Source organism: Brevibacillus sp. SAFN-007a, assembly GCF_051967035.1.
Classification (GTDB): domain Bacteria; phylum Bacillota; class Bacilli; order Brevibacillales; family Brevibacillaceae; genus Brevibacillus.
In genome coordinates this window covers 23,609-39,450 of sequence record NZ_JBQCKK010000013.1, presented here as the reverse complement: position 1 = coordinate 39,450, position 15,842 = coordinate 23,609, and the positions used below count along the sequence as shown (strand labels likewise).

General features: G+C 55.3%; 15 protein-coding genes. 2 read left to right on the top strand and 13 right to left on the bottom strand.

What is annotated here, in order from left to right:
- Position 1: 1 nt before the first annotated feature.
- On the bottom strand, positions 2-979 hold the full coding sequence (locus tag ACTHO6_RS14470) for a YpdA family putative bacillithiol disulfide reductase (protein ID WP_440242434.1): 978 nt from the start codon (positions 977-979) through the stop codon (positions 2-4).
- 157 nt (positions 980-1,136) lie between these two features.
- Here ACTHO6_RS14470 and ACTHO6_RS14465 point away from each other — a divergent pair, with 157 nt between their 5' ends.
- Complete coding sequence (locus ACTHO6_RS14465; protein WP_440242432.1) at positions 1,137-2,741, top strand: S-layer homology domain-containing protein; 1,605 nt, start codon at positions 1,137-1,139, stop codon at positions 2,739-2,741.
- Between the two features lie 85 nt (positions 2,742-2,826).
- Here ACTHO6_RS14465 and ACTHO6_RS14460 read toward each other — a convergent pair whose 3' ends face one another.
- The 3 genes from ACTHO6_RS14460 to ACTHO6_RS14450 form a co-directional block, all read right to left on the bottom strand.
- Positions 2,827-3,789, bottom strand: a complete 963-nt coding sequence (locus ACTHO6_RS14460) for an L-threonine 3-dehydrogenase (RefSeq protein ID WP_440242430.1) — start codon at positions 3,787-3,789, stop codon at positions 2,827-2,829.
- The gene (locus ACTHO6_RS14455) at positions 3,786-4,979 is read right to left on the bottom strand and encodes a glycine C-acetyltransferase (RefSeq protein WP_440242428.1); all 1,194 of its coding nucleotides are present in this window, start codon (positions 4,977-4,979) and stop codon (positions 3,786-3,788) included. The genes ACTHO6_RS14460 and ACTHO6_RS14455 overlap by 4 nt, the downstream gene beginning before the upstream one ends.
- 392 nt (positions 4,980-5,371) lie before the next feature.
- Positions 5,372-5,749 carry a (2Fe-2S) ferredoxin domain-containing protein gene (locus tag ACTHO6_RS14450; RefSeq protein WP_440242426.1) on the bottom strand — a complete coding sequence of 126 codons (378 nt, stop codon included), beginning with the start codon at positions 5,747-5,749 and terminating at the stop codon, positions 5,372-5,374.
- 174 nt (positions 5,750-5,923) lie between these two features.
- Between ACTHO6_RS14450 and xerS the strand changes: the two genes are divergently transcribed.
- Positions 5,924-7,036: a tyrosine recombinase XerS gene (gene xerS, locus ACTHO6_RS14445; RefSeq protein WP_440242424.1), complete on the top strand. Its 1,113-nt coding sequence runs from the start codon at positions 5,924-5,926 to the stop codon at positions 7,034-7,036.
- 95 nt (positions 7,037-7,131) lie between these two features.
- Here the strand turns inward: xerS and ACTHO6_RS14440 are convergent, their stop codons facing one another.
- From ACTHO6_RS14440 to ACTHO6_RS14400, 9 genes are all read right to left on the bottom strand, one after another.
- Complete coding sequence (locus tag ACTHO6_RS14440) at positions 7,132-8,025, bottom strand: manganese catalase family protein (RefSeq protein ID WP_005833473.1); 894 nt, start codon at positions 8,023-8,025, stop codon at positions 7,132-7,134.
- Between the two features lie 68 nt (positions 8,026-8,093).
- Positions 8,094-8,336, bottom strand: a complete 243-nt coding sequence (locus ACTHO6_RS14435) for a YuzF family protein (protein ID WP_440242422.1) — start codon at positions 8,334-8,336, stop codon at positions 8,094-8,096.
- Positions 8,337-8,473: 137 nt separating this feature from the next.
- Positions 8,474-9,316 (bottom strand): transglycosylase domain-containing protein, encoded by an 843-nt coding sequence (locus tag ACTHO6_RS14430; protein ID WP_440242420.1) that lies wholly within the window; start codon positions 9,314-9,316, stop codon positions 8,474-8,476.
- A 109-nt stretch (positions 9,317-9,425) separates the two neighbouring features.
- Positions 9,426-11,006, bottom strand: a complete 1,581-nt coding sequence (locus ACTHO6_RS14425; RefSeq protein WP_440242418.1) for an acyl-CoA synthetase — start codon at positions 11,004-11,006, stop codon at positions 9,426-9,428.
- Between the two features lie 227 nt (positions 11,007-11,233).
- Positions 11,234-12,139, bottom strand: a complete 906-nt coding sequence (locus tag ACTHO6_RS14420) for a C40 family peptidase (protein WP_440242416.1) — start codon at positions 12,137-12,139, stop codon at positions 11,234-11,236.
- A gap of 283 nt (positions 12,140-12,422) precedes the next feature.
- Positions 12,423-13,049 (bottom strand): fumarylacetoacetate hydrolase family protein, encoded by a 627-nt coding sequence (locus ACTHO6_RS14415; protein WP_440242414.1) that lies wholly within the window; start codon positions 13,047-13,049, stop codon positions 12,423-12,425.
- A 76-nt stretch (positions 13,050-13,125) separates the two neighbouring features.
- Positions 13,126-13,656 (bottom strand): hypothetical protein, encoded by a 531-nt coding sequence (locus tag ACTHO6_RS14410; protein ID WP_440242412.1) that lies wholly within the window; start codon positions 13,654-13,656, stop codon positions 13,126-13,128.
- Positions 13,657-13,802: 146 nt separating this feature from the next.
- Positions 13,803-14,420, bottom strand: coding sequence for a VanW family protein (locus ACTHO6_RS14405; RefSeq protein ID WP_440242410.1), 618 nt, complete (start codon positions 14,418-14,420; stop codon positions 13,803-13,805).
- Positions 14,421-14,779: 359 nt separating this feature from the next.
- Positions 14,780-15,826: an ABC transporter substrate-binding protein gene (locus ACTHO6_RS14400; RefSeq protein WP_440242408.1), complete on the bottom strand. Its 1,047-nt coding sequence runs from the start codon at positions 15,824-15,826 to the stop codon at positions 14,780-14,782.
- Positions 15,827-15,842 lie beyond the last annotated feature (16 nt).

Genomic DNA, 15,842 nt, shown 5'->3' with positions numbered 1-15,842 from the left:
CCTAAACGTTTCCTTGCGAGACGATGTGGCGGGCAATCGCTTCTCCGTGAAATCGGCCGTTTTCGATGAAAATGGCATTGGCGTGGTGGCCCGCCGCAATCACTCCGGCTATGTAGAGGCCGGGAATGTTCGTCTCCATCGTGTCCGGATCATGCGCCGGAACGCCCGTCTCCCCATCGATCTGCACCCCGAGCGAATGCAGGAATGTCCGGTCAGGCCGATAGCCGATCAGGGCGAAGACATGGTCGTTTTCAAGCGCGATCTGCCCTTCCGCTGTCTGGACGTGGATGAAGCGCTCTTCAATCGAAGCGACAGTGGCGCCGAAAAACATCTGGATGCGCCCTTTTTTGACCAGGCTCTCGAAGACAGGCCGTGTCCACGCCTTCACTTTGTCGGACAGCTCGGTTCTGCGGCAAATGACCGTCACCTGCGCCCCTGCCCGTTCCAGCTCCATTGCGGCATCGACAGCAGAGTTGTTTCCGCCGACGATGGCGACCTTCAATCCCGCATATGGGTGCGCTTCCTTGTAAAAAGATGAGACTTTCGGCAAATCCTCGCCCGGCACGTTCAACCGGTTCGGATTGTCAAAGTAGCCCGTGGCAATGACCAGCTTCTTCGCCTGATACAGATGCGTCTGGGAAAAGCGGTCGATCGTCGCAACCTGAAAGCCATCCGCCGTCTTTTTCGTTTCCGTCACCGTTTCGTACAGATGGACCCGCAGCTTTTCGCGAGCAGCCACCAGCCGATAGTATTGGAGCGCTTCCTGTCGTGTCGGCTTTTCGTTGGCGGTCGTAAAAGGAATGCCGCCGATCTCCAGCAAATCCGGTGTGCTGTGGAACACCATGTACGTCGGGTAGCGATAGATCGAATGCACCAGCGATCCTTTTTCAATGATAAGCGGATCGAGTCCCGCTCTTTTGCAGGCGATCGCTGCCGCCAGACCACAAGGACCTCCGCCGATAATCAGTACGTCTTCCATTTCTCTTCCGCCTCGCTTTTGTTTCTCTCTCGTTTCAATCTTATCATACCATATCGGAATTCCCCCCTAATTAATTTCCGTGTGTTGCGGCACATTTGCCTCTTACCAAAAAATGTCCAATGAAAGATGGGTTCTACCTCCTTATACTGGATGTATGATGAAAAAACAAAACATACATATTTGGTTGGTTTCTCTGGCATTTCTGACATACTGCCTCACGCTGGCCGTCGGGGTTCCCGCGTCCACGGCATCCACGAACAGCCTGAAGGATATTGCCAACAGCTACGCCAAAGAGCAGATTCGCTCCTTGCAGAAGGCAGGCGTGATCGCGGGGGATGAAAACGGCTACTTCCATCCGACGCGGCCAGTGACGCGCGCCGAATTCGTCGCGATGCTCACGCGGACGCTCGGCATCCAGCCTGTGGCGGCCACGATCTCGGCGTATGCCGACGTCCCGAAAAACTCGTGGGCGTACGGGTCCGTACAGGCTGCGGCGGCACTCGGCATCGCCAACGGGATCAGCCCCACGGCGTTCGGGCCGAAGCGGACAATCTCCCGTGAGGAAGCCGCCGCGTTTCTCGTGCGCGCCCTGGAGCAAAACGTTTCGGCACAGGCGACGCCCGCCGTGCAAGATGCCGCTTCTGTCTCCGGCTGGGCAAAAGCGTCTGTCGCCAAAGCGCTCGAGAAAAAATGGCTCGTCGGCTACCAAGGCAGCTTCCGCCCGCAAAAAGCGCTGTCGCGGGAAGAGACAGCCGTGATTTTGCAGCGTATCCTGGACGAGCTGAAGACGCAAAGCGCGGCTGCCAAACCGCTGATTTCGCTCGGCTGGCAATACCAGTCCACGACCGGCGAGTTCATCGCGCAGGTCAAGCAAAGCGGCGTCAACACGCTGTCGCCGCGCTGGTACTTCCTGCAAAATGACGGCACAGTCAGCGATTTGTCCGACGCGACCCTGATCCATTGGGCGCATGCAAACGGCAAGCAGGTGTGGCCGCTGTTCGGGAACCGCTTTGACTCCGCTGCCACGCATGCCATGCTCGCGGATGCGGCAAAGCGGAAAGCCATCGTCGCGAAGTTGTCCGCCTACGTGGACAAGTACCAGTTGGACGGGATCAACGTCGATTTTGAAGGCTTTTCCCCGGCCGACCGCAACAACTTCACCCTGTTCATCCAGGAGCTGTCGGCGGCGCTGCACGCCAAAGGCGCTGTCGTCTCCGTCGACATTCCGCCCGATACCAAGACCGATTGGAGTGAACCTTACGACTTTGCCAAACTGGCAAAATCCGCGGACTATTTGGTTGTCATGGCCTACGAGGAACATTGGGTGGGGGGCGCTCAGGCAGGCTCAGTCGCTTCGCTGCCATGGTTGAAAAAAGTGATCGTCGACCTGCTGAACCAAGTTCCGGCCCAGAAGCTGATCGTCGGCCTGCCGTTCTATACCCGCGACTGGTATCAGGCAAAAGGCAGCCTGCAATCGACCGACCTGACGATCCCGGCCTCCTATCAGTTGCTCTCCCAGTACAGGGCAAGCACGGTCTGGGAGGCGAACCTGGGGCAATACCGCTCGACCTACCAAAAGCAAGGCGTCTCCCATACGATCTGGCTGGAAGAAAGCCGTTCGATGGGGCTCAAGGTTCAGGCGAGCCTGCAGTGGCCAATCGCCGGACTGGCGTATTGGTACGTCGGCTCCGAGTCCTCCGACATGTGGACCGCCATCGCCAACGCCATCAAGCTCAAGCAGGTGCGGGCAAAACTGTCCTGAACGTTTGCTTCTGAAACAGCCACAAAAAACGCCGCTTTGCAGGCTGTGCAAAGCGGCGTTTTCATGCCGTGAGTATGCTATTCGCTTAGCCGACGTGCTGCAGCAGCTTTCCCCGCAGTTTGGTGAGCATGTCTTCGGTCATTTTGTCCAGATCGTACTCCGCTTTGAAGCCCCATTCCTTCATGGCTGCGGTCGCGTCGATCGAGTTTGGCCAGCTGTCCGCGATCGCCTGGCGCACCGGGTCGACGTCGTAGGAGAGCGTAAACTCCGGAATGTGCTTGCGGATCGCAGCGGCAACATCCTCAGGCTCGATGCTCATGGCCGTTACGTTAAACGCATTGCGGTGAATGAGCTTGGATGCGTCTGCTTCCATCAAGGTGATGATCGCGTTCAAAGCGTCCGGCATGTACATCATGTCCATGTACGTGCCTTTGGCGATGTAGGACGTATACGCGCCTTCCAGGATCGCCTTGTAGTAGATGTCGACCGCGTAGTCGGTCGTTCCCCCGCCCGGAGGCGCCACATAGGAAATCAGGCCAGGGAAGCGGACGCCACGGGTGTCGACGCCGAATTTCAGATAGTAGTAGTCGCACAGCAGTTCGCCGGATACTTTGTTCACGCCGTACATGGTCGTAGGGCGTTGAATCGTGTCCTGCGGTGTGTTGTCCTTCGGCGTGGACGGTCCGAAAGCGCCGATGGAGCTTGGCGTGAAAAACTGGCAGTTCAGCTCGCGCGCCACTTCCAGCGCATTGACCAGTCCGCCCATGTTCAGGTTCCACGCCAGCAGCGGCTTCGCTTCGGCGGTAGCCGAGAGCAGCGCGGCAAGGTGCATAATCGTATCGACATTGTGTGCTTTGGCCAGCTCGAACATGCGTTTTGCGTCTGTCACATCCAGGATTTCAAATGGCCCGGACTGCACGACAGGATCGTCTTCTTTTTGGCGAATATCGGTCGCGACCACCTGATCGTTTCCGTAAACTTCACGCAGCTTCATGATGAGCTCGGAACCGATTTGCCCCAATGCTCCCGTTACTAAAATCTTTTTCATGACAAGATCCCCATTTCCTTCCCGACTTTTTCATAGATGCTAAGGGCGCGATCCAGCATTTCCTTGGTGTGAGCGGCAGTCGGCATATTGCGCACACGACCTGTTCCTTTTGGTACGGTCGGGAAAACGATTGCCTTGGCGTACACACCTTCTTCGTAGAGGCGTTTGCTGAATGCCTGCGTCGTTTGTTCGTCGCCGATGATGCATGGCGTGATCGGCGTTTCGCTCTCGCCGATATGGAAGCCAAGCTCCTTCAAGCCTTTTTTCAGGTAGTGGCCGTTATCCCACAGCTTGTCGTGCAACTCTGTGCTGTTTTGCAAAATATCAATGGCGGTAATGCAAGCGGCTACATCCGCTGGCGTCAGCGCCGTCGAGAACAGGAACGGTCTGCTGCGTACCTTGAGCCAATCGATCAATTCCCGACGTCCGGCTACATAGCCGCCGACTACCCCGATTGCTTTGGAGAGCGTACCGATCTGGAAGTCGATTTTGTCAGACAAGCCAAAGTGCTTGACGGTTCCGGCGCCTTTTCCAAGCACGCCCGAGCCATGCGCATCGTCTACATATGTGATGAGGTCAAACTCTTCGGCAACCTCCACGATTTCCGGCAGCTTGGCGATATCGCCGTCCATCGAGAAGACGCCATCGGTAATGACCATCAGCTTTTTGTATTTGCCGGACTCTCTTGCTTCCTTCGCTTTGGCGCGAAGGTCGTCGATGTCCGAGTGGTTGAAGCGAATGATTTGCGCCCGAGAGAGACGGCAGCCGTCGATAATCGACGCGTGGTTCAATTCGTCGGACAAAATGGCATCGTTCTTGTCCATGACGGCCGAGATGGCGGCCATGTTGCAGTTAAAGCCGGACTGATAGGCGATCGCCGCTTCCGTATGCTTGAAGGCAGCCAGTTTTTCTTCCAGCTTCACGTGCAGATCAAGCGTACCATTGATGGTGCGTACCGCGCCTGCCCCTACCCCGTATTTTTGGGCAGCGGCAATCGCTGCATCCACCAGGCGCTGGTCTGTCGCCAGGCCCAGGTAGTTGTTCGAGGACAGGTTAATCAGCTCTTTTCCCGCAATGGTGATGACCGGGCCGTTTGCGCTTTGCAAAGGATCGATGACGTTGTACAGACCTTTGCTCTTCAAATCAGCCAGATTTTCCTGTAAAAAATGTTCCAATGTTTTGCTCGCCAACGAGAATCCCTCCAGCATCCAGCCATCGGGCCTTACACCTGTCCCATCGCGAAAGTCATTTCCACGAAAACAAATGTACACCCTACGCGGACGTATTTTCCTTGTATAAATCCCATGAAATCAACCTTATTTACAGATAGGTTACCACCATTTGTTTAAAATGTCCATATGACAAAGACATAAATGATGGCGTTTTCAGCAAACATGCATTCCTGCGCACAGGCGCTCTTCTATTACCTTCTCCTTTTGCCGCGATCTTAGACAAAACAGCGGCACTGACCGCGGCGACTTGGAAAACTGGCTCTGTTGTGACGACTACTCGCTACTCGATAACACCCTTCCATCTGCACAAAAAACCACGCCCCCATTAGCAGACGGAGCGCGGCCCTGGACTACTTTTTGACTTTTTCCGATTTGAGCATGCCTGGCTTGCAGTCCGAGGTGCGGACAAAGCCGTCCCCGCAAAACCGATGCGTCACCAATGATTCGACCGGCTCCCCCCGGCGAAAATGCTGCTCGACCAACAGCTTGGCATCCGCTGGCGTTACATTCCGGTACCAGATGCCTTCCGGATAGACGATCACGACACAGGCATCCTCGCAGCGACCGTTGCAGCGCGTCCGGCTTGTATGTACGTAATCATCCAGTCCTGCCTCGGCGATCGCTTCCCGGATCGCAAGCGTAACCTCCTCTCCCCCGCTGCGCATACAGCTTCCGCCATTGCAGAGCAAGACATGGTGGCGTGTCTTGGACAAATCCCACGTAGCCAAACAAAACCCCTCCTCATCCAAAAATCGTAATCGATACGATTTAAGTTCCTCCCTACTATACACGATTTCCATCATGACGGTAAATAGCGCAATTGGCAATTCCCAGAACGTTGCCGTTTTGCTAGAATATATGTTCGTACACAACGATGACAACAATAACGGGTGGTGGATCACATGTCCGTAACCAAACAGCGAGATGCCTTGCAGCTTTTGCAAACAGTCGGATCGTTTCCCTGGTATGTCGAAAAATTTATCGACCATAAGAAAACGAAAAAAAGCTCGCCTTCCACCTTGCTCGGGTATTTGCGCGATATCGCGTTTTTCTTTCGCTGGATGATGACAGAAGGCTTGACGGCAGCGACCGAGATCAAGGACGTGCCCCTCTCCGATTTGAACGAGCTGAAAAAGGAGACGGTGGAAAGCTACATTTTATATTTGCAGGAATCGCACTTGTACGAGCGTTCCGCTCTGCTCACCAAGCCGACGCGCAGCGCCAAAAAAGAATACAGCGACCGGACGATCAGCCGAAAAATTTCCAGCTTGAAGTCGTTGTTTCATTATTTAGCTGCGCTGGCGGAAGATGAAAACGGCGAGGCGTATTTGAAGCGCAACGTACTCGCGAAAATCGAGCTGGATACGGCCGAGTTGACGCCGTTGGCCCGCGCTCACGCCATCCGCGCGAAAATTTTGATCGACGAAGAAATTCACGCGTTTGTCGACTTCGTCTACCACGGCTATCTGGCCCACTGCGACACCGAAAAAAAGCGGCAGTACCACCTGCAAAACCGCGAACGCGACACCGCCATGATCGCGCTGATTCTCTCTGGCGGCTTTCGCGTCTCCGAGATCGTCAGTCTGGACTTGTCCGACATCGTGATGGAAAAAAACCAGTTAAAAATGGTGCGCAAAGGCAAGAAGGAAGACGCCCCCTTTTTCAGCGACTGGGGGAAGGAGCATTTGAGCCGCTACCTGGCCGTGCGCGACAAATACCAGCCGGCCCCGCAAGAGACCGCCGTTTTCCTCGCCGTATCGCCGACGAAGCCATACGGTCACCGCATCGAGATCCGCTCGGTGCAAAAGCTGGTCAAAAAATACGCAAAAGCGTTCGGGATTCCCGATTTATCCGTACATAAGCTGCGCCACAGCTTCGCCACCCAATTTTTGCGGCTGAATCCGGACCCGCATCAGCTGCAAGCCCAGCTGGGACACTCCAAAATCGAAACGACGATGCAGTACGCCCATGTTCTGGAAGACGCGCTGGAAAAAGCGGTCAACCGCACGACCTGATCCGGAAAAAACAGAGAAGACCAATCAGCTTTCGCCCCTTTGCGGCAGAGCTGATTGGTCTTTTTGCTTGTGGTCGCGTCCATGCTCGTGTGCTCCTACAGCCCGGCTGATCGTTGCAGACGTTTGGCAATCTCGATAAAATCTTCGCGCGACACACCAGGGGCAAACTCCTCCGGCAGCTCATCGAGGTCTGGAACCGGGCCGCCATCGGGAACGCCCTGAATGACCTCGGCTGTGCCGCCGTCCGGCAATGGACCGCGCCAGATCAAGGCGATATCCTGGTAATCCTGATAGCTGAACGTAAACAGCTTGCGGTTCAGCCCCATGGCAATGTACGGATGGGTGGCGTCAAACTGGTCATTGTCGAGATCGGGGATGGGGAGCATTTTCGTCAGGTCTACCCCTGTCGCGATTTCCAGCGCTTTGGCGTAGGCGACGATGTGCACGCCGCCTCTGACCAGCAAGTAGCCGATCATGGCTCTCGCCGTCGGGTGATCGGTCATCTGGTACACCCTCATCTTGTGCGTCCGCGCCCCGCATTCCAGAAAGAAGTTGTGCAACAGATCGAGGACGAGGTTGCCGCTGGTGAAAACGTAATCGCCCGTCCACGATTTTCCCATGGAATCCCCGGGCAGCGCCGTCTGTGCCGAAGCAATGAAATGATACGTATTGCGTTTGTTCAAGCCGTTGGACAGCGGTGTCGTATCCGGATCACCTGGCCGGGTAATGCCTTTCATGCACAAATTGATCGCATTGGACACCAGCTCGACGTGTCCTACCTCTTCCGCCGTAATGCTTGCGACGAGGTCGTAAAACGGCTTCAGCTTGCGCTTGCCGCGAAAATTGAACGACTGGTACAAGTAGTTGTTCAATGTCGACATCTCGCCAAAACGACCGCCCAATAGCTCCTGGACGGCCGCAGCGGCGTTGGCGTCTCCGTATTCCGGCTCCGGAAGCTCGATAGCCAATCGGTTGATCCGTGTAAACAACGCGATTCCCTCCCCCGTCATCCTGCTACCTTTACTGTTTTATGTCGGGGCAGGGTTGTATCATGCCATTACCCTGGCATGACCCAGACGATTTGCTGAATCCGCACAAAAAACATAGACCCGCCCACGCGCAAAGCCACATGATCCGGCAGGACGTTGACGACGTTGCCGCGGAGGTTTCCCTGGGTCGTTTGAATCACGACATCACGCTGAACCACGCCGAGCAAGGTTTGATACAAAAACGGGTCAATCAACGTCGACATCGAAGGGGTGTTCGATCCCGACTGGGGTTGGTAAGGATACGCACTCATGACGGCTCCGGACTCCTTCCTGTAGTTCCTCCCCTTACCTTATGCAGCGCGCCGCGCTTGGGTGAGCGCACAGGCTGTCCCGGATGGCGGGATGTCAAAAGGTCCCCTGCCATGACGACAGAAGACCTTTTGTCCTGTTACGGCTTCCAAGCCGACCTTGGCTGATCGCCTGCCTTGACCACTACTTGCTCCCGCTTGGCCTGCTTGAGCGTCTCCTGGTCAATGACGTGCAGCTCGGCCATTCTGTCTAGCACAACCAGCTGACGCGCCTTGGCCTTTTCCCAATTCCGCACGGGCGAGTAGGTCTCCGGCGCTTTCGGCAACGCAGCGAGAATCGCGGCTTCGCCCATCGTCAGCGATGCACCCTCCCCCTTGGCGGCAATCGGCTTGCCGAAGTAAAAGCGGGCCGCTTCCCCAATGCCATAGTGTCCATGGCCGAAGTAGATCGCATTCAGGTACAGCTCCAGCAATTCTTTTTTGCTATAGCGCGTTTCCAGTTGCAAAGCGATGGCGATTTCCTTGATTTTTCTGCCCATCGTTTTGTCATCGGTCAAAAACAGATTGCGGGCCAGCTGCATCGTAATCGTACTCCCGCCCTGCACGTAAGCGCCTTTCTGCACATCTATCCAGATCGCCCGGGCCAGTCCGTACGGGTCTACACCGGAGTGCTGCATGTAACGGTGGTCCTCGATGGCGACGAACGCTTTCCACACGTAATCAGGCATCTCGTCCAGCCTGACATAGACGCCTCTTGCCGGATGCTGCACAGCCGCCAGCTTCTGCTCGTCCATCCACCAACTCCCGGCCCAGGTGAGCACAAGCGGAGACAGGCTCGCCGCCACCAGCATGGCGACGAGTGCAAGACCCGCCCATTCTTTCCAGGAAACGCCCCGTTTTTGCGGACGCTCCCCGGCCTTTTTGGCTCGATACGGATTCGCATTTCCTCCTGTTCGAACGCTTCGAACGGAAAGCTGATTCATGCTGCATTCCCCCTACCGTGCTTGACACCTCCATTGTAGGGAATGCGCCTGATTTCTCCTATCGAATCGGCTTACGGTAACCTTACAAATTCGTAAGACTCGCTTTCTTTTAAGACTGAAGCGTTCTTGCTTCCTGCTGGCGCAGCTCGATTCGCCTGATTTTGCCGGAGGTTGTTTTCGGCAGTTCCTGGACAAATTCGATTTTGCGCGGGTATTTATACGGCGCTGTCAACGTTTTTACATGTTCCTGCAACTCCGAGACGAGTCCCTCTGAAGGAGCATGGCCTTTTTTCAAGATGACAAACGCTTTCACCACGTGGCCGCGCTCGGGATCGGGGCTTGCGACTGCCGCACACTCGGATACGGCCGGATGCTTGACCAGCGCATCCTCCACTTCGAAAGGCCCGATCGTGTATCCGCCGGAAATGATGATGTCGTCAGAACGGCCCTCGAACCAAATGTACCCGTCCTCGTCCATGCGACCCTGGTCACCGGTGACGTACCAGTCGCCCCGGAACGCTCTCGCGGTGCGCTCGGGATCATTCAGGTATCCTTTGAACAGCGCCACGAGGTTGCGGTCGATCGCAATGTCCCCGACCTTGCCGACAGGCAGCTCGTGGCCCTCCTCGTCGATGATCGCGATGCGCACCACCGGAGAAGGCTTGCCCATCGAGCCTGGCTTTGGCTCCATGCCCACAAAAGTGCCGACCAAAAGCGTGCTTTCCGTCTGTCCATATCCGTCGCGCACGGTCAGCTGGAACTCGCGGCGGAATGTATCGATGACTTCGCGGTTCAGCGGCTCTCCTGCCGAGCATGCGGAGCGCAGCGCTTGCAGCTTGTACTGGCCCAGATCGGATACTTTGGCCATCAGCCTGTACTCGGTCGGCGTCGCGCAGAGGACCGATACCGGGTAATTTTGCAAAATCGTCAAATACTGTTCCGCAACGAACCGTCCTTTGTACACAAACGCCGTCGCTCCCATGCCCAATGTGGAGACGAACGGACTCCAGATCCACTTCGCCCAGCCAGGACCCGCTGTCGCCCAGACCAAATCGCCTTCGCGCACGTCGAGCCACTGCTTCGCTGCCACCGCCAGATGCGCGAACGGCCAGCCGTGGACGTGCATAACCCCTTTGGGGCCGCCCGTCGTCCCGGACGTGTAGGACAAAAACGCCAGCTCATCGGCATCCGTGTCTGCCACCGTGAATTCCTCGGCCTGTCCTTCCATGATGCCGGCCAGGGCGACCCAGCCTTCTTTTCCTTCCCCGGTCGTAATGTAGTGCGTCAGACTGGGACAATGGCCGCGCGTCTGATCCACCTCGTCCAGCCCGCCTTCGAAGCTGATGACCGCCTTGACCTGGGCGTGGTTCACCCGGTACTCGATATCCTTAAAGCGCAGCATCTCCGAACCGGGCAAAATGACGGCGCCCAGCTTCAGCAAGGCGAGGTATAGCCCGTAGGCGAGTGTGCCACGGGAGACGAGAACCAGCACCCGGTCCTTTTCGCCAAGCCCGATGGAGGCAAGCGCATTCGCGATCCGATTGGAATAACGGCGCAGTTCCTCGTAGGTCAGGATTCGTTCGTTCCCTTGTTCGTCCAGCTCCCAGACAGCGCGTCTTTCCGGGTTTTTTCTAGCCCATTCATCCACTTGTGCGGCGAAATTGTATTTCGCTGGCATGGTCAATTGCATGTGACACACCCCCACTTTTTTTCAAGGATGAACAAATACATTCGACATTTTTTCAATATTCCCTCTTTATTTTCTATTCGAACAAATAGATCAGGCGATTTGGAAAAATTGGCAGGCACCATTCGCGTAACCATTCGCTTTGTGGTGCGTCAAACAAAATAACAAAGGCTCCCATGCACACGCACGAGAGCCTGCCGGAACGGCTTGGATGGAGCCGTTTCGAAAAACTAGAGGACGCGCTTGATTTTGACGACGCGCTTCTCCCAGTTCGTTCCGTCGAATTTGGAGTAAGTCACGCCCGGGCTGCCGTACGTGTGCAAAATTTTGCCGTTTCCGGCGTAGATCGCCACGTGCGTAATCCGGTCGGAAGAGCTGTTGACAGAAGCCTTCATGAACACCAGGTCGCCTTTTTGCAAGTCCTTCTTGGATACCGTCTTCCCTACGGTAGATTGCTGGCGGGAGTCGCGCGGCAACGTGATTCCCGCTTCCTTGAAGACGCGCTGCGTAAAGGACGAGCAGTCAAACGTCTTGGTCGTACTGCTGCTAGAGCCGTATTTATACTTGGTACCCAAGTATTTCTCGCCGATCTTGATGATCGTGTCAGCCAGGTCGCTCGCTGGCTGCTCCGGCTTGCTGCCCGAATTGTCAGAGGAGCCTGCCTCCTCCAAAATGCGGCGTGCCCCTACGAATTTGCCGCTGTACTCCGAAAAGCTTTTCAGGACGACGGCATCCTCGCTTTGGGAGGAATAGACGAATTGGTCGTTGCCTATGTAAATGCCCATGAAGGTGGGGCTTCCGCTTCCACTGGATGCGAAAAACACGAGGTCTCCCGGCTCTACGCTGTTTGGGGAGACTTTTTTGCCTGTTTTGTACAAGCTCGAAATCGTGCTGCCGATCGAAATGCCCACTTGCTTGTACGCATACGTAGCCAGCTCTGCAGAACCGAACTGTTTCGGTCCTTTTGCTTTATATTCATAATCTTTTCCAATCAACGATTTCGCGATTTCCGCCACATCAGATTGTTTCGAATCTTGCGTCTTGGCGGCTGCTTGTCCAACTTGACCACCCATTAACAGGGACGTACTCAGTATGACTGCTACTGTTGATTTCATGACCCAATCTCGTTTCGTCACTTTCTTTTCCTCCTTGTCATGTTGTGGCACCCGTCCGGGTACATGGACAGATTACCCCAGGAGGAAACGGGAGGATAAGACCGTAAAATTTACCAATCGCGGAATTGGTAGCATCGGACTAATCGAAAAACAAGGGGAAAAGCAGGCCATTCCTGCCTTTTAGTACCAAAGAACCAGATGTAATTGAGAATTGCTTTCAATGGCGTTTTTCCCGACAAAAACCCATCTTCTGTATGATTCTGACAGAAGATGGGTCGAAGTCAGCCTGCAAAACCGCTCGTTTTTATTTCAGTCTGGCCGTAAACTGGCCCCACTCTTCATCGCCCCATTTGAGCGTCAGGACATCGCCGCAAGCGACGGGTCCAACACCCGCAGGAGTCCCCGTGTAAATCACATCGCCCTGACCCAAGCCAACATGCTCCGCCACGTAGGCAATGAGCGTCTCCAGATCAAAAATGACATCGCTGATATTTCCCCGCTGCACCTGCTCACCGTTTTTCAGCAGGGAAAAGTCCGTCTGCTGCAACGCCGCAAGCCCTGGAAACGGGTGAAACGGCGTCAGGATTGCGGAATGGGGGAAGCCTTTGGCAAGCAGCCACGGATGACCCGCTTTCTTCAACTCGCTCTGCACATCGCGCAAAGTAAAGTCAATGCCGAGCGCGATTTTGTCGACCAGCTCGGCAAGCGTGCAGCCCGGCTCATACGGCCGTGCCAGATGCACGACCAGCTCCGCTTCGTAATGAAGCTCTCCGCGCGTGCCGGGCAGCTCAATCTCCTGCCCATTCGTCACAGCCAGAGCATGTGTCGGCTTGGCAAAAATCAGCGGCTTTTCCGGTACGTCGTTCCCCAGTTCAGCCGCATGCAGCCGGTAATTGCGTCCTACGCAGTAAATATTGCGAATTGGTTCCATTTTGTCCTCTCCCTTATGCAGGCTTGTCGCTCCCTTTTACTATATCATGGGAAAGAGGACGAGAAACAGCGCGTCCCTACTCGTCAAAGCAGTTGTTATAGCCGGGCCAGAGCCTTGCGTTGCCCCTTGCTTCTACTTCGAAAACCGTATCGCATATCGCTTCCAGCGCGCTCTCCAAATCCGTCTCCTCCTCGGCGGACCACATAAACCCGTAGCGAAGACGCACAACCTGCTCCTTTGTTTCGCAGAGGACAAACGCGAGCTGCGGATGCTGCTCAATGACGGCTCTGCGCGCCTGAACGGTTGCGTCCAGCGAGAACAAACCGTCCCATTCCGAAGGGACGTACGTGGAGGTCACCTCGATCCAAAGAGCGGGGGAATCGCTTTTCCTGCAAAAAACAACGGAATCCTCCCGATAAAATCCATATCCCGAAGGCAGAGCGCCCTGAAGCCTGAACGCGATCCCGATCGGCAAATCTTCCGGCTTTAGCGCTGCGACAAGCCTTCCAGGCAAAAAATAATAGCCGTCTTCCTGGCAACACCCCAAAGGCTCTCCCATGACGATCACGCGCCGATTCGGCGGATCGCCTGTCACCTGTACGTACATGGCGCACCTCCTTTTTCACACAGTATAGTCAGGAATGCCTGACTCAAACCCACATATTTCATCACTTCCAATCTTTTCCTTTTGCAGAGGACAAAAAAACAGGAGGCACATCCCGACTTGATGTCCCCCTGCTTACGTTGCTGTTGTCATGATGCACGGACGATGGCGATGACGACATCGTTTTCGTTGTATGCTTTCGCTTTAATGTTGACAGGAAAGTCGTACGGATTCCGAAACTGGAAGTCCAGGACGCCATACGCGACCGTTGCGTCCTGTCCAACCGGCACATAGCCCACGGATTTGCTGTGATTGTGCCGCTCCACAATCGTCATCCCCGCTTCTTGCGCCGCATTGTACAACGTGCTGGAAACCTGGCAAATTCCGCCTCCGAAGTCCTCGACAAGCTGCCCGTTGAGGATGGCGCCTGCCTTTTTCCAACCGTCCTCTTCTCGATTCGCGTTGCCTACTTCTTCATTAAAGGAAAAAACCGCATGCGGCTTGACTGTTTCCTGGTTAATCTTTTTCAGCGCCTTCCTGATATTGTGCTTGCGCGCGTCAGAGCTGCCTTCCATCGTTGTATGGTAAAAGCCGAGGACTTCTTGGTCTTTGAGGTCCATTTTGTCCAAAAACATTTCGCGCTGCTCTCCAGAGGAAAGCTCTGCTGTGCCCAAGGCAGATGCAGGTGCGGAAAGGACTGTGGTACACACTGAAAACAGGAAGGCTGCTGTCATGACACGGATGCCCATGAACCGGAATTTGTTCATGCTCCTCTACCCCCTCGCTTTCCTTCGTGCTGTCTCTCTTTTTTGTTTGCGCAAAATAGCTTGCGATTTGCTGCAAATCTACCGCAATGCTCGCTACTCTACTGTATCCCACGCCTGACGCGGCAAGCAACCTGCAAATCTTGGACCGTTTTCAAAGAACAGGTGAGCAGCGGACGCTGGACATCCGCCTGCGCTTTTTCCGGCGCAAAAAGGCAGACCGTCCCTGTTGCAGCGGTCTGTCTCTGCGTCGCCATTCCGCCTCGTTTTGAAAATGAAATTCATTATCACCACTCTGATTGTAGCGAAAAAAAGAAAGTTCTTCAACCTTCCTTGGTCGAAAAACTTTCTTTGATCGCTCCTCATTGCTTCTTCGCCTCGTTGTGCCGCTCAATCACGTCGGCCAATGCCTCGATCTGGCCGAGAACGGATATCGGGTCAAAGTAGAAAAAGGTTTTGTAATCCAGCACGATGACGCGATTTTCCCGGACAGCCGGAAGCTGCCTCCACACCCCGCTGTCGACTACCGCCTTCAACTCCTCCTCGGTCGTTTGGTCCCAGGCGCAGAGAAACACGATGTCCGCATCCGCATATTCCGGGAGCAGCTCCAGCGAAATCGCCTGATACTGAACGCCGCTGTCGATCACTTCGCGCTGCACCCGTTCATTGGCCTTGAAGCCGATCGCGTGGTAGATCGCTTCCCCGCCCCGTCCGAAGTTGTCGCCAAGCACGGCAAGCTCTTTCCCGTTCGGATGAATCAGGGTCGCGGTCGCATTCGGCCCGACGATGTTTTTCAACCGCTCCCTCGCCTTGGCGGCTGCCTTTTCGTATTTGGCAAACCAGGCTTCGGCCTCTTTTTGGCGGCCAAACATTTCGGCAAAAAGCCGCACCTCGTCGCGTATGCCCAGCTTGGAATCATACGGGATGTAAACGGTCGGGGCAATTTTGGACAACGATTCATAGTCGTCCCGATTGCTATCGTAGATGACGATCAGATCGGGATTGAGTGCCATGACCTTTTCCAGCGACAACGGAGAACCGATATCTTCTATGCGCTTCTCCTGCTCTGTCAGGAAGGGACTGCCCATCCACCATTCCTTGCTGGCTCCCACGACCGGAAAGTCCAAGGCCAGTAGCGTTCCGTGATAATAGCCCGCGACCACCCGTTTTGGATGGAGCGGAATCTCGACATCCCCAAGCACGGTCTTGACGATGCGCGTCGCGCCTTCTTTGGCTGGGGCATTGTCGTCAGAACCTGCCGACGCTGCCGGTGCAGAAGCAGAAGGGGCTGTCCCCTCGGTTTGTGGCGGTGTCCTTTCCTTGATCCCGCCGCACGCACTGAGCAGGACGAGAGAAAGCAGGCTGGTAACAACGATCCAGAAGTGTTTTTGGCACATGGTCCTCAACATGCTGATCCTCCTAATG